A 17,413-nucleotide genomic window follows, 5' to 3' on the forward strand; every position below is an offset into this window, starting at 1 on the left:
CCTCCGCCATGGTCGTCTACTCCGACAGTTTCCCATCCACCATCGACAGGACGCGATCGCAGTGACCGAGCACCTCGTGATCGTGGGTGACCATGATCGTCGCGACGCCCGACTCGTGCGTCTCGTGCGCGAGCAGCGTGACGATGTCGTCGCTGCGGGCGCGGTCGAGCGCGGCGGTCGGCTCGTCCACCAGCAGCACGGCCGGGCGGGTGACGAGTGCCCGGGCGATGCCCACGCGCTGCCGCTCGCCGCCGGACAACTGGTGCGGGCGGTGCCCGGCGCGGTGCCCCATGCCCACCCGGTCGAGCAGCTCTCGCGGGTCGTGACCGTCACCCGCGCGTCTGCCCGCCACGTCGAGCGCGAAGCGGAGCTGGTCGAGCGCGGTGAGGGCCGGGATGAGGTTGCCGGACTGGAAGACGAACCCGATCCGGTCGCGGCGGTGGCGCGCCTTCTCGCGGGCGCTCGCCCGGGAGATGTCGACGCCGTCGAGCAGGACCCGGCCGGTGTCCGGCGTGGTGAGCGCGCCGGCGACGGCGAGCAGGCTCGACTTGCCGGAGCCGGACGGCCCGACGATGGCGACGAACTCGCCGGACGCGACGTCGAGGTGCACGTCGTCGAGCGCGGTGACCGTGGCGTCGCCGTCGCCGAGGGTCAGGGTGACGCCCTCCACCAACAGGCCGCCGCGTTCCCGGGCGCCGGGCCGGAGCGAGTCCGGGCGCGGGGACGTGGAACTGGTGGTCATCTCTGCCCTCCCAGGGCTGCGAGCGGGTCGACGCGGACGATGCGGCCCACGGCCGCCACGGCACCGGCGAGGCCGAGGCCGACGAGGAGCAGGGCGGCGAGGACGAGCGGGGCCGCCTCCAGCGCGAACGGCATGGGGGTCGTGGTGAGCAGCGTGCCGCCCCCCACCCCCAGCAGGAAGCCCACGGCGGTGGACACGGTCAGGATGACGGTCGCCTGGATCATCGTGTCCCGCATGAGGTAGCCGGTCGAGGCGCCCATGGCCCGTATGACGGCGAGCTCGTGCTTGCGCTGGATCGTCCACACGGTGAAGAACGTCCCGACGACGAGCGCGGAGATGGCGTACAGGAAGACCTGGATCAGCGTGAGCGTGGAGGTCTCGGCGGAGTAGCCGGGGGAGGCGCTGAAGGACTCCTTGAGCGTCATGCTCGTGGTGCCCGCCGCGGCGTCGCCGCCGGACAGGTCGATCCGGTCTCCGTCCCGGGCGCGCAGGGCGATGGCCGTGGCCTCCTCGTACGCCCCGTCACGCACCTCGTCCCCCGGCCCGGCGCCCGCGTGCACCTGCTGCCAGGTGCGCAACGGCAGGTACGCGACGTCGACGTGCCCGAAGGTGCGCTGGTCGCCCGTGGTGCCGACGACCTTGAGCCGGGTGCCCAGGCGGTCGATGACGACGGTGTCGCCGATGCCCACGCCCTCGTCCAGGACGGTCTTGCTGACCACGATCCCGTCGGGGTCGCCGAGTCCGGCGCCGTCGGAGACGGCGGGGGCGAGGAAGGAGCCGGGGTCGACGCCGAACAGGGCCAGGTCGATCGGCACCTGGGTGCCGGCGGCGGTCGTGGCCTTGGCGTTGACCAGCATGTTGCCGAACGGCGCGGCGTCGCCGACGTCGTCGCGGCCCTTCCACGCCTCGGCCTGGTTCACGTTGACGGTGCTGCGGGAGAAGGCGGAGTCGGTCTTGGTGCCCTCGGCGAAGGCGAACGCGGTGACGGGCAGCCGCTGGAGCCCGGAGACGCCGTCGTTGACGAGCCCGGAGGAGAGGCCGGACAGCAGCACGACGAGGATCGCGATGAGGGCGACGACTCCGCCCATCAGGCCGAAGCGTGCGCGGGCGAAGACCAGCTCGCGCCAGGCCAGGAACATGGCACTCCTTCGAAGCAGGGATTTCAGGGACGACGAGCGCCCCCATTTACCGACGCTCCGTTGGTAAACATACCAACACTGCGTCGGGAAGAAGCCCGCGCCGTGGTCCGTGGTCCGTGGAGCGCTGAGAGGCCGTAGTCCGTGGAGAGTGCTCCGGGTCTGCCGCTGAGACCTCACGCCCGCGCGCCCGCCGACGCGCCGGAGTGACTAGAGAGCGCCCTCCAGGCGGAGCAGGTGCTCCTTGGCCGCCTGGCCGCCCGCGTAGCCGCCGAGTGCGCCGGGGCCCTCCACGGCCCGGTGGCACGGCAGGAGCAGGCAGACCGGGTTGCCGGCGAGGGCGTTGGCCACCGCGCGGGGGGCCTGCGGCCGTCCGATCCGCTCGGCGATGTCCTTGTAGGTGGTGACGCTGCCGTACGGCACGGCCGGCATGAGCTGGATCACCGTACGGCTGAAGCCGGTGACCAGGCGCAGGTCCACGGAGAGGGAGAAGGTGCGCAGCCTGCCCGTGAAGTAGGCGTCGAGCTCCCTGCGCAGCGGATCGAGACGGCGCGGGTCGGGCCCGATGAACGAGCCGACGGCGCGGGAGATCCGGGCGAAGACCTCGTGCTCGCCCTCGTAGGTGCAGGCCAGCACGCCGCGTGCGGTCACCGCGAGGACCAGGCGGCCGACCGGCGCGTCGGTGGTGCCGAAGGCGACCTCGGGCGGGGTCTCGCCGACGTAGCCCGGCGAGGTCACGCGCAGCAGGGCTTCGAGGTCCTCGGTGGACATGGGCGCCCCGCTTTCTCTTCTCCGCGTGCAGGCAGCGTATCGGAGCGGTTGCGAGGTGACGGAAAAGGCCAAGATCAAAAGGTGAAAGAAGGCACGATGGGGGCGTGGGTGACAGCAGCGTGGACGGCCGGGCGGCGGACATCGCCCCCGCGGCCGCTGACGCCGCGGACGTGCTCGCGGGCGAATTCGACATGCAGCCGGGTGGCGGCTCAGGCGCGGGTCTCCACGGGGGCGACGTCGAGGAGGGCCTCGCGCGTGCGGTCCTGGCCGGCTCCCCCGACGCGATCGTCGCGCTCGACCGCGACCTGGCCGTGCTGAGCTGGAACGCGGCGGCCGAGCGGATGTTCGGCTGGCCCGCGGCCGAGCTGCTCGGCAGGCGGGCGCCGATCGTGCCCGACGAGCTGATGGCCGAGCACAACGCCGTGCTCGAACGCGTACGCGCGGGCGGCCGGGTGTCGCTGACCACCAAACGTCTCCACCGCGACGGGCGGCTGCTCGACCTGCGGGTGGACACGAGCGCGCTGAGTTCCCCGGCCGGCGTCCTGCTGGGGTACGTGAACGTCTACCACGCCGCCGAGGACGACGACGCGGCGCACGGCAGGATGGTGCGCCGCGCCCGCCTGGTGCGGCGGCTGACCGACGTGGTGGGCGACATCAACGCCGAACTCGACCTGCCCGTCGTGCTCGACCGGATCGCCGCGAGCCTGACCGAGCTGACCGGCGCCGACGCCGGCGGTTTCGTGTCCATCGAGGGGGAGCGGCTGCGCCTGGTCGGCGTCCACCGGTTGCCCGAGACGCTGCGCGGGGCCACCGCCGACCTGCACACGAGCCTGGTCGCCAAGCTGCTGCGCACCGGCAAGACCGTGCTGCTGGAGACCGGCCCGGAGGGCTTCCCGGACCTGATCTGGGCGCGCGTGCCCGGCCTGCACACGATCGCCGTCGGCATCGCCGCCGTCGGCGGACGTCCCTATGGAGCGCTCTACGCGTTGTTCGCCCGGCGCAAGGCGAGTCATCTGGAGCTCGAACTGCTCGAACTGCTCGCCGGGCACGCCGGCATCGCGGTCGCCAACGCGACGGCCTACCAGGACGCGGTGCGGCAGCGCGCCCACGAACGGGCGGTCTTCGACGCCAGCGCCGACGGCATCGCGGTGCTGGACGGCGCGGGGGCGGTCGTGCGGTGGAATCCGGCCGCGGCCGAGCTGACCGGCCACCCGGCGGAGCGCGTGATCGGCGGGCCGCCGCCCTTCCCGCTGCCGGCGCCGGGCGAGAAGCTCACCTTCCAGCTCCCGTCCGGCCGGTGGCTCGACGTGCTGTGCGCGGAGATCCGGGAGACGGGGGAGACCGTCGTCGACTTCCGCGACGTGACCCGGGCCAAGGAGCTGGAGGAGGCCAAGGACCTGTTCCTCGCCACCACCAGCCACGAACTGCGTACGCCGATCACGATCGTGCACGGCTTCGCCAGCACGCTCGACTCCCGCTGGGACCACCTGGCGGACGTGGAGCGGCGGTCGGCGGTCCACACGATCGCCGAGCGCGCCCGCTCGCTCGGGCAGCTCATGGACCATCTCCTGCTCGGCGCGCGGGCGGGCGCGGAGGAGCTGAAGGTCAGGGTCGAGCCCTTCGACCTGGCCGCCCGGGTCCACGCGGCGACGCTCGGGCTGCCGGTCCTGTCGGACCGGCACCGGCTGGAGGTGGACATCCCGCCCGATCTCCCCCTCGTGTACGGCGACGCGCTGGCCACCGACATCCTCCTGGCCCAGCTGCTGGAGAACGCGTTCAAGTACTCCCCCGACGGCGGCCTGATCCGGGTCGAGGCGTGGCCGGAGGACGACCGGGTCGTGCTGGTGGTGGACGACGAGGGAGTGGGAATCGCGCCGGGCGACCGGGAGCGGATCTTCGAGCGGTTCGTCCAGGCCGACAGCGGCAACCGGCGCAGGTTCGGTGGGGTCGGGCTGGGGCTCTACATCGTGCGCAACCTCGCCCGGGCCCAGGGCGGGGACGTCGCCGCGCTGCCCCGATCCGGTGGGGGGACGCGGATGCGACTGGTGCTGAACTCGGCGGAATCTTCATCCTGACAGGACAGATCGGAGCGTGGCGTCACCACTTAAGGACTGATCTATTGTCCAATGTGCACAAGCTGTGATGCGGGGCACGGTTTCCCGGCCGAGTGAGCGGGGCATTTCGGTCGTAGTTGCTCGTGCAGCAGATACGGGGGTCAGGGGGAGGTGAGTGCGTCGAGCGTCGTGATGCTGCCGTACGCACCGTCGAGCGTCGCCGTCGCACGTCAGCGCCTCAGCGCCGAGCTTTCGACCGCGGGGCTGCTCGCCTCCGCGGTCGACGACGTCGTTTTGATCATGAGTGAACTGCTGAGCAACGCGCTGCGCCATGCCCATCCTCTTCCGTGCGGCCGGCTCAAGGTGGCCTGGGTCTGCTCGGACAGCCAGGTCGAGGTGGCCGTGAGCGACGGCGGCGCGTGTACGGAGCCCCGCGCGGGCCGCCCGACGCTGTCGTCCCTCGGCGGCCGTGGGCTCGGCATCGTGGAGTACCTCGCAGAACGCTGGGGAGTCCGGCACGAGGAGGAGGCGACCACCGTCTGGGCCGTGGTGCCCGCCTCATGGCCCGACCAGAATGGGCATGCCGAGCTGTCCGAAATTCCGGTGCTGCGCGAGGTCGGCTGACACGCGCTCACGCCGCGTGGCCGGGCATCAGGGCCGGCTGTGCTCCATGCAGATCAGGTCGTCGCGGGAGTCCCACGACGCGGTGACGGTGAACCCGAGCCGCTCGTAGAGGGCGATCGCCGTCGTGCGCCACCGCCACACCGACAGCCGTACCGACCGCAGGCCGGTCGCGTGCGCCCGGGCGAGCGCGGCGCGGACGAGCGCGGCGGCCACGCCCCTGCCACGCTCGTCCGGGTCCACCCACAGGCGTTTGATCTCCGCCCGCCCGCCGGCGGGCGCGGCGAGCACCACGCAGCCGATCGCGGCGTCGCCACTGCGCGCGACCAGCACGACGTCGTCCGCGAACGCCGCGCCCGGGTCCTCGACCTCCGCCCGGTAGCGCCCGGGCAGGCGCGTCGCGTCGGCCGCCGGGACGCCCTTCTCGGCCTCGGTCCGCAGGTGGTAGGCGGCCAGGAGCGCCCGCAGGTCCTCCCGGCCGTCGTCCCCGGCCGCCCAGGTCACGATCGAGTGGTCACGGATCACGCCCGCCAGCATTCCACCGATCCGGGGTCAGGCCGTGCGCGGGTGGAGCACGGCCCGCTCGGCCGTCGTCCAGGCGCTGCTCACGAGCAGGTAGACGCCCGCCGCGAGCGGGAGGAAGGCCGCGGCGAGCACGGTCCAGAACGGCATCAGGACCGCCAGGCGCCGCATCGGCGCAGTGGGCTCGACCCGGCGGGCGGCGATCACGGCCACGGCCACGAGCAGCGCGAGCAGCGCGGCGAACACTCCGGCGGCAGGGCTGACCAGGCCCGCCCCGGCGAGCACGGCGGAGAGGTGCTCCCCCAGCGGCACGCCGAGCACGCTCTGCGCCAGCAGCAGGTTCGGGTGCCCCGCGATGACGGCCGCCGTGAACAGCCGGTAGGTCACCGTGAAGAACGGCAACTGCGCGAACGCCGGGAGAAAGCCGGTGAACTGGCCCACGCCCTCCTTGGCGTACAACGCGTTGACCTCGCGCAGGAGCCGCTGCGGGTCGTTCTTCCACCGCGTGCGCAGCCCTTCCACCTGTGGTGCGAGCCGCATGCGGATCCGCTGCGCCCGCGCGACGCGGACGCTCAGCGGCAGCAGCGACAGCCGTACGGCGAGGGTGACCAGGACGATCGCGAGTCCGGCGCCGGTGAGGTGGCTGAGCGCGTCGATGAGCCGGTAGGCGGGGTCGAGCACGAAGTCGAACATGGGAAGCCTTTCGTCTGTGACCTGTTGCCGGTGAATGAGGGCATGACGAAAGCGCTCGTCACCGGATCGCCGGTCAGACGAGCGCGGGGCTTCCTGATGGTGCGCGGGGACGGGGACGGCCAGGCGTGCCGGGATCACGCAGCCTGACCATCGCCGTCTCACCGTTGTACGACGGCCTGCCCGGCCCCTGACGCAGAACGGGGACGCCGGCCAGCCGGCAGAGCATCCAGGCGAACACCAGGACGGCCACGCCGGCCAGGCCGACCGCGGTCAGCGCGCCGGGGCCCGGGGACCCGGCGGCCAACTCGGCCAGCAGCCAGAGGAGCGATCCGATGGCGGCCTGGAGCGCGTTCACGTCAGCGGGACAGCTTCCCGACCACGGTGACGACGACCACGGCGACGAGGGCGACGATGCCGATGATCAGCAGGAACTTCAGCGTCGCGAACAGGGCGGGGATCACGAATCCGAACACCAGCCAGAGGGCCAGGAGGATCCCCAGTACGGTCAGTACGGTACGGGCCATAGCCACAAGGTACGCGGTGGGACCGACAACCGCGAGCTTGATCGTGTTCGACCATCCTCGGCCCTGCGGTGATCCACTGAATCCGCGCTCGCGACGGGCAGCGTCGGTCAGACACTGCCTTGATCCAGAATCGGTTCGCATACCCGTGATTCATGAGGTTTCACGTGAATCATCGCGTTCGGCGGCAGTTCATCGACAGAAAGTCAGGGCTCCCCTGCCGGTCCCTGTGGTCCCATCGGCTACCTTCACCGCATGCGCCGTAGGCTCCGTAGGCTCCGCTTGATCACCGCGAAATCACCCGACTCGTGGCGTTCCTGACGCGGCCGCGCGGCGCACACGACCCGGTCCCACTGGTTGAGGTATGAACCTTCCGCGACTCGCACCGGCCCTCCAGGGGCGTTTCAGTCCGCTGCGCTTCGATCCGCACCATCGGCTGTCCGGCTCGGACGTCGAAACCCTGCTGGAGGCGGCCCGGTGGGCTCCGTCCGCCGGTAACGCGCAGCCCTGGTCGTTCCATCTGCGCCGCCGGGGAGAGGACGGGCACGGGCAACTCGTGGAACACCTCGCCGGCAGTTCGCGCCGGTGGGCGCCCGATGCCAGCGCGCTGGTCGTCAACCTGGCCCATCGCGAGGCCGACGACAGCGGCCTGCTCTACTCCGAGTTCGCCGACTACGACCTCGGCCAGGCGGTGGCCCATATGACCGTGCAGGCCCATGCGATGGGCCTGTCTTCCGGAAGCGCGACGGCCGCCGCGAGCGGCGGTTCTTACGGGGCGGTGACGGCGCTTCGCCGGGCCGCCCGCCGGACTTACCGTGGGGACGTGCCCTCCTCGAGAACTTCCCAGAATCCCGCCCGCGTCCTGGTGGTGGAAGACGACCCCACCGTCGCCGAGGTGGTGGCCCGCTATCTGGAACGCGACGGGCACGAGGTCGAGTGCGTGGGCGACGGCGCCGAGGCGCTGCGCCGGGCTCTGGCCGACCCGCCCGACCTGATGGTGCTCGACCTGATGCTGCCCAAGCTCGACGGCCTGCAGGTCTGCCGGAAGCTGCGGGAGCGCCGGCCCGTCCCGGTGATCATGCTGACCGCCCTCGGTGAGGAGATGGACCGGGTTGTCGGCCTGGAGACCGGCGCGGACGACTACGTGACGAAGCCGTTCAGCCCGCGCGAGCTGGCCCTGCGCGTGCAGTCCGTGCTGCGGCGGGCCCGGGGCGCGCTGGTGCCCACCGGCACCGGCGTGCTGCGCGACGGCGACCTGGTGGTCGACGTCGGCGCCCACGAGGTGCGCCTGGGCGGCAAGGAGATCACCCTGACCGCGCGCGAGTTCGACCTGCTCGTCTACCTGCTGCGCAACCCCCGCCAGGCGTTCAGCCGTACGGCCCTGCTCGACCAGGTCTGGGGCTGGTCGTTCGGCGACTCCTCCACCGTGACGGTCCACGTGCGCAGGCTGCGGGAGAAGATCGAGGACGATCCCACCGACCCCCACCGGATCGTGACGGTCTGGGGCGTCGGCTACCGCTACGAACCGCTGTCGTGATCGTCCAGATCGTCGCGGTCGCCGCCGGGCTCGGTCTCGTCATCGCGGCCCTCGGCCTGGCGCTGCTGCGGGTGCTGCGCCGCCGGTCGATCGGCGTGATGCTCGCGGTCGTCGCGGCGGTGACGGTCTCCGCGACGCTGGCCGGGGTGGTCGCCATCACGCTCGCCATGATCATCGACGGGCGGCCGAAGAACATCGTGCTCACCGTCGTCGGCATCGGCGGCCTGGTGGGGCTCGGCGTCGCCCTGGTGAACGCCCGGACGGTGGTGCGCGCCAGCAGGAGCCTCGTCGGCGCGCTGGAGAGCGTGCCGCCCTCCGGCCGGTTCGTCCCGCCGCCCACGCCGCTCCCGGCCGAGCTGCAGACCATCAGCACCACGCTTGAGCAGGCGTACGAGCGGCTGCGGCTGGGCCGCGAGCGCGAGCGGGCGCTGGAGAGCGCGCGGCGCGAACTGGTCGCGTGGGTCAGCCACGACCTGCGCACCCCCCTGGCAGGCATGCGGGCGATGGTGGAGGCGCTGGAGGACGGGGTGGCCGACGACCCCGAGACCGTCAAGCGCTATCACGTCCAGATCAGGGTGGAGGTCGACCGGCTCGCCGGGATGGTGGAGGACCTGTTCGAGCTGTCGCGGATCCACGCGGGCGCGCTGCGGCCCACGCTCACCCGCACGGGGCTCGGCGACCTCGTCGCGGACACCCTCGCCGCCGTCGAGCCGCTGGCCCGCGCCGGGGGCGTGCACCTGACCGGGGAGGCGGACCCGCACGTCCCGGTGTACGCCGACGCCGGGCAGCTCGGCCGGGCCGTACGCAACCTGGTGGTGAACGCCATCCGCCACACGCCCGCCGGGGGGACGGTCGTCGTGCGGGCGGTGACCGAAGGGACGACCGCCCGCCTGTCCGTGCTCGACGGCTGCGGCGGCATCCCGGAGGAGGACCTTCCCCGGGTCTTCGACGTCGCGTTCCGCGGCGAGGCGGCGCGGACGCCGGGCCCCGACGGCGGCGCCGGGCTCGGCCTCGCGATCGCGCGCGGCATCGTGGAGGCCCACGACGGCGGGATCGGCGTGGTCAACGAGGGTCCCGGCTGCCGCTTCGAGATCACGCTGCCGTCGGCCTGAGGCTCACTCCGGCTCGTTCGCGGCGGTCCCGCCCACGGTGAAGGGCGTGCTGACCCCCTCGTACATGAGGTGGGCGACGAGACCTTCGGTCGCGTGCGGCAGGTTGTGGCAGTGGTCCATCCAGATGCCGGGGTTGTCGGCGACGAAGGCGATCTCGTACGTCTCGCCGGCGCCGACCTCGAGCGAGTCCACCCACCACGGGCTGCCCGTCGCCCGCACGCCGTCCCGGCTCAGCACCACGGCGTGGTGGCCGTGCAGGTGCATCGGGTGCGGCTCGCCGCTGTCGTTCACGACGCGCACCCGCACCACGTCGCCCTCGGCGACCATGAACATCGGCACGTCGGGGAACATGTGGCCGTTGATCGTCCACCAGACCCCCGGACGTCCGTCGAGGAAGCCGGGGCGGCGCCCGATCTCGTAGTCGAACCGCCGGTCGGGCCGGTCCGCGTCGAGCCCCAGCGGGGCCGGCGTGCCGTAGGAGAGCAGGTCGAGCGTGATAGCGGGCCGGGGGACGGCGGGCGCGTCGTACGACCGCGAACCGAGCACGACACCGGCCGGGCCGCCGACGTGGACCCGCACCGGCGAGCCGTCCCCGGGCATGGTCACCTCGATGTCGGCGCGGCCGCCCGCCGTGACCAGTACGGCGGTGTCCCGCACGGGTGCGGGTTCGTGCAGGTCGGTGCCGTCGACGGCGGCGAGCCGGAACGGGGCCCCGCCGACCCACACGGGCGTCTGGCCGTTCTCCGTGTTGATCACCCGCACCCGCACCCGCTCGCCGGGCCGGGCTTCGGTGCGCACGTCGCCCTCCCGCCCGTTGATCGTGCGGGCTCCGTCGTAGAGGTGCATCAGCGCCACGACGTCGACGGCGCCGGCGGGCGGGCGCGCCGGGGCGACCACCAGGGCGCCCAGGAGGCCGCGGCGTACCTGCTCGTGGGAGACCTGGTGGGAGTGGTACCAGAAGGTGCCTGCCTGGCCGGCGACGAAGCGGTAGGTGAACGACCCGCCCACACGGACCGCGTCCTGGGTGACACCGGCGACGCCGTCGGCGGCGCCCGGCACGTCGACGCCGTGCCAGTGCAGCGTGACGCCGTCCGGCACCGACTCGTTGACCAGGCGGACCTGCACCAACTGCCCGATGGTCGCGTGGATGACGGGGCCGGGCGAGGTGCCGTTCAGGGTGTAGCCGTCCACCGAGCGGCCGGTGGGCAGCCGGAACCGCTGCTTGCGGGCGACCAGGGTGATCGCGACGTCGGCCTCGCGGTCCGGGTCGGCGGTCAACGACGTCAGGCTGCGCGCCGGTGTGCCGTGCCCGGTGTGTCCGGCGCTGTGGCCTGAGGGCTGCGAGTGCTGCGAGTGTTGTGAGTGATCCGCGTGCTCTGAAGTGCCGGCCACGTGGGTCAGGGCGCCGCCGTAGTCGGCGTACCCCATGTCCATGACGGAGTACGCACCCGGCATGAGGCTGGCCTGCCAGAGCCAGGCAAGCGGGCCGAGCAGGGCGATGGTCGCGGCGCCCGCCAGGGCGAGGCGCAGGCGGGTGCCGCGACGGCGAGTCCTGTCCATCGAATCGACGTCAGACGACGGTCTCGACGCGGGCGCCCGGCCGGTCCGGGTCGCTCACCTCCGCGTTCGCCGCCCCGCGCCCGCGGCGTGCGGCGTGGACGGCCGCGCTGAACAGCAGCAGCGCGTTCAGGCCGTGCAGGGCGCCCAGAGCGGGAATCTGGTGGCCGAGGAGGCCGAGGGAGACCTGGACCACGACGAGCAGGACCACGAGGGCGGCCCCCCTGACCGCCCCGGGGATCTTGGCGAAGAACGAGGAGATCAGCAGGAGCAGCGCGATCACAGGGATGACCATCATCCCGTTCACGCCGTGGACCACGAAGGCGAAGAACTCGGGGAACTGGATCCCCCCGCTCTCCGCGGTCGCCTTGTCGATCACGCCGCCCCGCTCGACGTACTTGAACAGGCCGGCGTCGCCGAGGACGACCATCATCGCCTGCACGGCGACCTCGGCGGCGACGAGTGAGGCCAGGACCTTGTAGACCACTTTCATGACGCTCTTCCCATCCAGGACCTGAAGGCCCTTCCGCGTCCGGGCCCTGCGGTCCTCTCCTGTGTCGGCCGGCGTACGTCTCCGTACGCCGGCCCTTACACAGGGGAAGTTAGGAGCGCCTCCATGGCGGTCGCTTAACGACGACTTCGCCGGCTCTTGGCGCCGCGCGAAGCCGCAGGAAAGCGCAGGCCGGCGAGGTCACGGTTCGCCCTGGGGCTCCAGCTGGCCGCGCCACGGGGGGATGTCGGGGGCGGCCTCCCGACGGCGCGGGGCGAACGCCTCCGCCATGGCCCGGAACGTCGGGCACGGCCAGCGCCACATGCAGCTCCGGCACCGCAGGATCGGGTTGGCCGGGTCGCTCGAGATGCCGCCCGCGTCCCTGGGCTGGTGCAGGTCGAGCAGCCGGATGCCGAGCTCGGAGAAGCTCAGCAGCTCCTCGCGGGCCTCCGCGAGGAAGTCGAGGTCCTCGGTCGCCAGGCGGGCGCTGACCGGGACGTACCCCTCGCGGTTGACCAGGCCGCGCAGCGGCTCGGCCGCCTCGCGCCACGACGAGGCCTTCTCGGTGCGCACCTGGATGGTCTCCAGATGCTCGCGCAGCACGCGGCGCTGGGGATCCTCGGGTATCTCAGTGTTCATCTGCTCTCGGGCCCGCTGTGCTCGGCGCCCGCCCTCCTTTGCGAAGTGACGACCAAGACGCGGAGGTTCCGGGCCCTCCATCCGGCGACGCCGGTGTCGCATAGCGTCAAGCTTCGCGCACTCACCGTTTGCGTGGGGCCGGAATCGGGGACAAAGGGCGGACGACTCTTCGACGAATCCGATGGAGCGTGACCCGAGGCCGGGACGACGCTAGTGTGCGCCTCGTGGAGCTCAAAGTCGCGACGCAATCCCACGCCGGTCAGGCCGTCATGGCCGTCTTCGGCGAAATCGACCTATATACCGCGCCCCGGCTGCAGGGGGAGTTCACCCGCCTGCTGGAGACCGGGCCGGACCGGGTGGTCATCGACATGTCCGGAGTGGAGTTCTGCGACTCCACCGGCATGAACGTGCTGCTGTCGGCGCTCAAGCGGCTGCGCGAGCGGGGCGGCACGCTGGAGGTGGCGGCGCCGAGACCGGCGGTACGCAAGATTCTGCAGGTCACCGGGCTGGACTCGGTGTTCACCGTGCACGACACGGTGCCCGCCGATCTGCTCACGGCCGAGCACCAGGGCTAGGCGCATGGGGGAAATGGCACTGCCCGAGCCGGACACCGCGGTGGTGATCCCGGCGAAGGACGAGGCCGACCGGATCGGCGCCACCGTGACCGCCGCCCTGAAGCTGCCCGGCGTGGATCTCGTGGTCGTGGTCGACGACGGCTCGTCCGACGAGACCGGCCGGGTGGCCAGGGCGGCGGGCGCCCGGGTCGTACGGCACAGCCGCAACCGGGGCAAGGCCGCGGCGATGGAGAGCGGGGCCGAGGCCGTGCGCCTCCTCGACGAGGAGCATCCCCGGCACCTGCTGTTCCTCGACGCCGACCTGGGTGAGACCGCGGCGGCGGCCCTCCCGTTGATCACGCCGGTGCGTGACGGCGAGGCCGACATGACCGTCGCGGCGTTCACGACCAGGGTCAAGCTCGGCGGGCACGGCATGGTCGTACGGCTGGCCCGTGACGGCATCAAGCGGCTCACCGGCTGGGAGGCCACCCAGCCGCTCAACGGGCAGCGGTGTCTCACCCGGGCCGCGTTCGAGGCGGGCCGGCCGCTCGCGCACGGTTTCGGCGTCGAGACCGGCCTGACCGTCGACCTGCTGAGGAAGGGTTTCCGGGTGGTCGAGGTCGAGGTCGAGATGTCGCACCGGGCGACCGGCACCGACTGGCGCTCCCAGTTGCACAGGGCCCGGCAGTTGCGCGACGTCGGCCTGGCCCTCGCCGCCCGCGAGCCCGCCGTGGGCCAGGCACGCTCCGCCCTCCGCCCGCCGCGCCGCTGAGCCGATGAGTGCGCTGAGCCGTTGATCCGTTGATTCGGGCCGTTGAGCCGCGCCGTTGAGCCGGGCCGTTGAGCCGCGCCGTTGAGCCGGGCCGTTGAGCCGCTGCGGCGGCGCGCGCCCGGCAGGCCGGGACCGGTGACTTCGCCGGCGTCGCGGGCCGATGTGGTGGAATTCTCGGGTGGATTCTCGGGGGCGCGCGCGGACCGCCGCCCGGCTGGCCCCGGCCGCCGGCGGCCTGTCGATCCTCCTGACGATCACGATCGGCGCCCTCGGGCCGTCCGCGATGGTGCCCGGACTCCCCGGGCGGCCGTGGCAGCCTCCCTACTCCCTCGGCCTCGCGCCGGGCGGCCACCTCGTCGTCGCCCTGGCCGCCGCGGCGCTCGTGCTCGGCACGCTCGGCCTGGCCGCCGGCCTCGCGTACCCCGGCCGGATGCCGCGGGCGCGCACGCTGGTCGTCGCCGGGTGCGCCGCCGCCGCGGTCCTCGCGTTCCTGCCGCCCTCCGGGTCGGCCGACCACCTCAACTACGCGGCGTACGGCCGGATGGCGGCCCTCGGCTACGACCCGTACGTGACCGTGCCCGCCGACCTGCCCGCCGATCCCGTCGTCGGCCGGGTGGAGGAGTGGACCAGGACGCCCAGCGTGTACGGTCCGGTCGCGACGGCTGTGCAGGCGCTGGCGAGCCACGCGGGAGGCGAGTCGGTCCGGCTGACGGTCTTCGTGATGGCCCTGGTCAACGCCGCCGCGTTCGTCGCCACCGGCCTGCTGCTCCACCGGGCCGCCGCCGGCGATCCCGTACGGCAGCGCCGCGCGGCCCTGCTGTGGACGGCCAACCCGCTGGTCGTCTACGAGCTCGTGGCCGGGATGCACCTCGACACCGTGGCCATCGCGTTCGTCGTGGCCGGGCTGGCCGCCCGCCGGGGCGTGCCGCTCGGCCTGGGCGTCGCGGTCAAGGCCACCGTGGGCGTGGTGGCGCTGGGCACGGCGTGGGAGCTGCGCAGGAGCCCGCGGCGGCTCGCCCTGGTCGCCGGGCTGGCGACGCTGACCGTGCTCGTGGCGTACCTGCTGGCCGGGCCCCACGCGCTCGACCAGCTGCTGAACGCCAGCAAGTCGGTCTCGCTCGCCACGCCGTGGAAGCTCGCGCAGAGGACGCTGCAGGTGCTGTTCGGCCCCGGGGCCTACCGGGCGTGGATCCAGGCCGGGTCGCTGCTCCTGCTGGCCGCGCTCGCCGTCCTCCTGCTGCGGGGACGCCCGGCGGCGGACCGTGAGGGGCCGGTGGTCGCCCTCGCCGTCGCCGTGGCCTGGCTGTTCGCCACGCCGTACGCGCTGCCGTGGTACGACGGGCTGGGGTTCGCGCTGCTGGCCCTGGTCGCCTGGCCGGGCCTGGAGGCGTTCCTGGTCGCCCGGCTCGCCGTGCTCTCGCTGGCCTACCTGCCCGCGCGCCAGGCGGATCAGCCGCGCGACCTGGGGTGGCTCGTCGACGTGGTCAGGGCCTGGGTGGCGCCTTCGCTTCTGCTGGCGCTGACGATCGCGCTGCTGTGGTGGGCGGCGCGGTCTGCAGCGCGCGTACGGACGCCGCGAGCGCCAGCGGCACCGCGACCGTCAGGGCCATCGCCGGGATCGCGATCCCCGAGTCGTTGATCAGGAACCCGGCGAACGCCGCGGTCAGCGCGCCGATCAGCCCGGCCCGCAACTCCGGGACCCGTTCGTACGCCAGGCTGAGCGCGGCGGCGCCCCACCGCGACGGCCGGGCCAGCACGAGGAACAGGAACGCGAGCGCGACCAGCGACAGCAGCGTCAGCGGCAGGTTGCCCAGCGTGTGGAGCATCGCCCCGAGCTTGCGCCCGACGACCGAACCACCCTCGCCGGAGACGAGTTGCTGGACGAAGGCCCCCAGGTGGGTACGCCGGTCGGCGGGCCGCAGCCAGTCGAGCACCGCGATCACCGCGATGAGCACGACCCCCGCCACGGCGATCAGCCCGAGCCGGAGGACCGACACCCGCCCGCCCGCGGCCATCAGCACGCACACCGCCACGCCCAGGACGAACGACGGCACCCCGCCGAAGTCCGCGCCCCACGTCGGCCAGCCGTCCCCCGCGATCGCGAGCAGGCCGTACGCCGTGCAGACGGCCACGGCGAGCCTCGGCCGACCGCGCAGCGCGTGGGCGACGGCCGCCAGGAGCAGGATCGTGCCCGTCGAGTAGACGGCGAAGGCCATGTTGCCGAAGCCGTAGAACCGGCCGCCGGTCACGGGCTCGTACCCGGCCACCGCGTTCACCTGCAGCCGCGAGCCCGTCACCACGTCGGCGAGGAGCGCGAGCGAGCTGACCCCGGCGACCACGGCCGGCGGGCCCAGCACGTGGCGGCGCCACGGCCCGGCGTACGCGAGCCCCGCCACCAGGGCGGCGAAGGCCAGGATCGTGCCGAGCAGGGCGGGCATCGGGTGCGCGAAGGCCCACCACGGCACGAGCTGCGCCAGGAAGATCGACACCGGGAGGGCGCCGCTGACCGTCGCCACCACCCGCGTGGTGGTGAGCATCCGCCGGTGACGCCTGACCACGACCGCGGCCAGGGCGTAGAAGAGCAGCTGCGCGGCGACCAGCGTGATGAAGAAGGGCTCCCTGACCTCCCTGAGCATCTGGCTCGCCAGGTCGGCGTCGGCGAGCTCGCGAGCCGCCTCGGCCACGGGCGGCGCCGCGCCGTCGCCCGACCACGGCCTGCCGACCGCGCCCTCGGGCGTGGGGACGCCGAGCAGGTGGGTGACCGTCGACGTGACATCGGTGATAGTGACCAGTGCCCGCTGCCGGGTCGAGGCGGCGGTCAGCCACCCGTGCCCGTACGGCCCGCCCGCGGCGATCGCGACGTGCAGGTGGGCGGTGGAGCCCTCGGCGCGGCCGGGGGAGTCGGACAGCCCCGCCACGAGCACGGCCGAGCCGGCGGGCATCTTGGCGAGCACCTCCGCGACGGTCCGGTCGGCCGCGCTCACGGCCTCCCGGCGCGCCTGCCCGTCGGTTTCGGCGCCGGTGATCCCCGCCGCCTCGGCGACGACGAGGGCGTACGGCGTGAAGTCCGGCAGTGCGGCGGGGGTCGCGGCGTACGTCGCGACCCTGCCGGAGGAGTCGGCGGCGGCCAGGGCCGCCCCCGGGCCGATGGCCGCGATCCGTCCTCCGGCGGCGGTCACGGCGTCGGCGAGGAGCCCGAGCCGGGCCTTGAAGGGGCCGGCCCGCTGCACGGCGACCAGTTCGGACCAGTCCGGGATCGTCGCCGTGCCGCCGACGGCGCCGACGGGTTCGGGGAGGGGCGCGCAGCCCGGGCCCGGAGCCCCCGCCCGCTGGCCCGCGGACACCGTGAGCCATCCGGCGGCCGGGCAGGTCACCGGCAGCCCTTCCGGGGGGACGGCCCTCGTGGACAGCGACCCGCTGGAGCCGCGGCCGGCCAGATCCCACAGCGCGGGGGTCCGCCGCGGGTCGAGGTCGTCCCAGCGGAGCCCGGGCACCCCGATCAGCACGACCCGGCCCGTCACGGCGGCGGCCCGTCCCGACGCCGACGCGGGCGCGGCGGGCAGGACGAGGGCCGCGACGAGGAGCATCAGCAGCGACGCGAAGAACCCCGCAAGCGCACCACGCCGGGCGGGCCGGTTCGCCGGGCCGGCCGGAGGCGGTGCTGAACCAGGTGGCACTGTTCCGCGCTCCTC

17 protein-coding genes and 2 pseudogenes are annotated in these 17,413 nt (G+C 73.4%); 8 read left to right on the forward strand and 11 right to left on the reverse strand.

Annotated features, from left to right (window positions below):
- Positions 1 to 16: 16 nt before the first annotated feature.
- The 3 genes from HHX30_RS22755 to HHX30_RS22765 all read right to left on the reverse strand — a co-directional run bounded on the left by HHX30_RS22755 (position 17) and on the right by HHX30_RS22765 (position 2,649).
- Positions 17 to 742: an ABC transporter ATP-binding protein gene (locus HHX30_RS22755; RefSeq protein ID WP_169984003.1), complete on the reverse strand. Its 726-nt coding sequence runs from the start codon at positions 740 to 742 to the stop codon at positions 17 to 19.
- A complete protein-coding gene (locus HHX30_RS22760) occupies positions 739 to 1,881 on the reverse strand; it encodes an FtsX-like permease family protein (RefSeq protein WP_169984004.1) in 1,143 nt (380 codons plus the stop codon). Before HHX30_RS22760 ends, HHX30_RS22755 begins: the two co-directional genes overlap by 4 nt.
- 207 nt (positions 1,882 to 2,088) lie before the next feature.
- A complete protein-coding gene (locus tag HHX30_RS22765; RefSeq protein WP_169984005.1) occupies positions 2,089 to 2,649 on the reverse strand; it encodes a methylated-DNA--[protein]-cysteine S-methyltransferase in 561 nt (186 codons plus the stop codon).
- Positions 2,650 to 2,840: 191 nt separating this feature from the next.
- Here HHX30_RS22765 and HHX30_RS22770 point away from each other — a divergent pair, with 191 nt between their 5' ends.
- Together HHX30_RS22770 and HHX30_RS22775 are read left to right on the forward strand one after the other, a co-directional pair.
- On the forward strand, positions 2,841 to 4,724 hold the full coding sequence (locus HHX30_RS22770; protein ID WP_169984091.1) for a PAS domain S-box protein: 1,884 nt from the start codon (positions 2,841 to 2,843) through the stop codon (positions 4,722 to 4,724).
- Between the two features lie 150 nt (positions 4,725 to 4,874).
- Entirely contained in the window at positions 4,875 to 5,327 is a 453-nt protein-coding gene (locus HHX30_RS22775) for an ATP-binding protein (RefSeq protein ID WP_311922728.1), read from the forward strand.
- Positions 5,328 to 5,354: 27 nt separating this feature from the next.
- On the opposite strand, the gene HHX30_RS22780 is transcribed toward HHX30_RS22775, so the two are convergent.
- The 4 genes from HHX30_RS22780 to HHX30_RS22795 form a co-directional block, all read right to left on the reverse strand.
- Positions 5,355 to 5,849, reverse strand: coding sequence for a GNAT family N-acetyltransferase (locus tag HHX30_RS22780; RefSeq protein ID WP_311922729.1), 495 nt, complete (start codon positions 5,847 to 5,849; stop codon positions 5,355 to 5,357).
- 27 nt (positions 5,850 to 5,876) lie between these two features.
- On the reverse strand, positions 5,877 to 6,539 hold the full coding sequence (locus HHX30_RS22785; protein WP_169984007.1) for a membrane protein insertase YidC: 663 nt from the start codon (positions 6,537 to 6,539) through the stop codon (positions 5,877 to 5,879).
- A 73-nt stretch (positions 6,540 to 6,612) separates the two neighbouring features.
- Positions 6,613 to 6,894, reverse strand: coding sequence for a DUF6412 domain-containing protein (locus HHX30_RS22790; RefSeq protein ID WP_169984008.1), 282 nt, complete (start codon positions 6,892 to 6,894; stop codon positions 6,613 to 6,615).
- A gap of 1 nt (position 6,895) precedes the next feature.
- A complete protein-coding gene (locus HHX30_RS22795) occupies positions 6,896 to 7,063 on the reverse strand; it encodes a hypothetical protein (RefSeq protein ID WP_167530395.1) in 168 nt (55 codons plus the stop codon).
- A gap of 361 nt (positions 7,064 to 7,424) precedes the next feature.
- On the opposite strand from HHX30_RS22795, the pseudogene HHX30_RS41875 reads away from it, so the two are divergent.
- The 3 genes and pseudogenes from HHX30_RS41875 to HHX30_RS22805 form a co-directional block, all read left to right on the forward strand.
- A pseudogene (locus HHX30_RS41875) lies at positions 7,425 to 7,622 on the forward strand (nitroreductase family protein); the annotation flags it as partial.
- A 261-nt stretch (positions 7,623 to 7,883) separates the two neighbouring features.
- Positions 7,884 to 8,597: a response regulator transcription factor gene (locus HHX30_RS41880; RefSeq protein WP_182905073.1), complete on the forward strand. Its 714-nt coding sequence runs from the start codon at positions 7,884 to 7,886 to the stop codon at positions 8,595 to 8,597.
- On the forward strand, positions 8,594 to 9,709 hold the full coding sequence (locus tag HHX30_RS22805; RefSeq protein WP_311922730.1) for an ATP-binding protein: 1,116 nt from the start codon (positions 8,594 to 8,596) through the stop codon (positions 9,707 to 9,709). The genes HHX30_RS41880 and HHX30_RS22805 overlap by 4 nt, the downstream gene beginning before the upstream one ends.
- A gap of 3 nt (positions 9,710 to 9,712) precedes the next feature.
- Here HHX30_RS22805 and HHX30_RS22810 read toward each other — a convergent pair whose 3' ends face one another.
- The 3 genes from HHX30_RS22810 to HHX30_RS22820 form a co-directional block, all read right to left on the reverse strand.
- Positions 9,713 to 11,269, reverse strand: a complete 1,557-nt coding sequence (locus HHX30_RS22810) for a multicopper oxidase family protein (protein WP_169984009.1) — start codon at positions 11,267 to 11,269, stop codon at positions 9,713 to 9,715.
- Positions 11,270 to 11,279: 10 nt separating this feature from the next.
- Positions 11,280 to 11,759, reverse strand: a complete 480-nt coding sequence (locus HHX30_RS22815) for a hypothetical protein (RefSeq protein WP_211592372.1) — start codon at positions 11,757 to 11,759, stop codon at positions 11,280 to 11,282.
- A gap of 198 nt (positions 11,760 to 11,957) precedes the next feature.
- Positions 11,958 to 12,395 (reverse strand): hypothetical protein, encoded by a 438-nt coding sequence (locus HHX30_RS22820; RefSeq protein WP_249350321.1) that lies wholly within the window; start codon positions 12,393 to 12,395, stop codon positions 11,958 to 11,960.
- A gap of 224 nt (positions 12,396 to 12,619) precedes the next feature.
- Between HHX30_RS22820 and HHX30_RS22825 the strand changes: the two genes are divergently transcribed.
- From HHX30_RS22825 to mptB, 3 genes and pseudogenes are all read left to right on the forward strand, one after another.
- Positions 12,620 to 12,970: an STAS domain-containing protein gene (locus tag HHX30_RS22825; protein WP_169984010.1), complete on the forward strand. Its 351-nt coding sequence runs from the start codon at positions 12,620 to 12,622 to the stop codon at positions 12,968 to 12,970.
- Positions 12,971 to 12,974: 4 nt separating this feature from the next.
- Positions 12,975 to 13,721 (forward strand): glycosyltransferase, encoded by a 747-nt coding sequence (locus tag HHX30_RS22830; protein WP_249350322.1) that lies wholly within the window; start codon positions 12,975 to 12,977, stop codon positions 13,719 to 13,721.
- A gap of 430 nt (positions 13,722 to 14,151) precedes the next feature.
- Positions 14,152 to 14,634, forward strand: a pseudogene (gene mptB, locus HHX30_RS41885) (polyprenol phosphomannose-dependent alpha 1,6 mannosyltransferase MptB); the annotation flags it as partial.
- Between the two features lie 571 nt (positions 14,635 to 15,205).
- Here mptB and HHX30_RS41890 read toward each other — a convergent pair.
- Positions 15,206 to 17,398, reverse strand: coding sequence for a hypothetical protein (locus HHX30_RS41890; protein WP_311922732.1), 2,193 nt, complete (start codon positions 17,396 to 17,398; stop codon positions 15,206 to 15,208).
- Between the last annotated feature and the right edge of the window lie 15 nt (positions 17,399 to 17,413).

The sequence above is a fragment of the Microbispora sp. H10836 genome, from assembly GCF_012999525.1.
Lineage (GTDB): Bacteria > Actinomycetota > Actinomycetes > Streptosporangiales > Streptosporangiaceae > Microbispora.

Excerpts from the sequence above, each read along its gene's own strand:
- HHX30_RS22820 (WP_249350321.1), bottom strand. The coding sequence starts at position 12,395 with ATGAACACTGAGATACCCGAGGATCCCCAGCGCCGCGTGCTGCGCGAG.
- HHX30_RS22770 (WP_169984091.1), top strand. The coding sequence starts at position 2,841 with ATGCAGCCGGGTGGCGGCTCAGGCGCGGGTCTCCACGGGGGCGACGTC.
- HHX30_RS22765 (WP_169984005.1), bottom strand. The coding sequence starts at position 2,649 with ATGTCCACCGAGGACCTCGAAGCCCTGCTGCGCGTGACCTCGCCGGGC.
- HHX30_RS22755 (WP_169984003.1), bottom strand. The coding sequence starts at position 742 with ATGACCACCAGTTCCACGTCCCCGCGCCCGGACTCGCTCCGGCCCGGC.
- HHX30_RS22795 (WP_167530395.1), bottom strand. The coding sequence starts at position 7,063 with ATGGCCCGTACCGTACTGACCGTACTGGGGATCCTCCTGGCCCTCTGG.
- HHX30_RS22760 (WP_169984004.1), bottom strand. The coding sequence starts at position 1,881 with ATGTTCCTGGCCTGGCGCGAGCTGGTCTTCGCCCGCGCACGCTTCGGC.
- HHX30_RS22815 (WP_211592372.1), bottom strand. The coding sequence starts at position 11,759 with ATGAAAGTGGTCTACAAGGTCCTGGCCTCACTCGTCGCCGCCGAGGTC.
- HHX30_RS22785 (WP_169984007.1), bottom strand. The coding sequence starts at position 6,539 with ATGTTCGACTTCGTGCTCGACCCCGCCTACCGGCTCATCGACGCGCTC.
- HHX30_RS22810 (WP_169984009.1), bottom strand. The coding sequence starts at position 11,269 with ATGGACAGGACTCGCCGTCGCGGCACCCGCCTGCGCCTCGCCCTGGCG.
- HHX30_RS22830 (WP_249350322.1), top strand. The coding sequence starts at position 12,975 with ATGGGGGAAATGGCACTGCCCGAGCCGGACACCGCGGTGGTGATCCCG.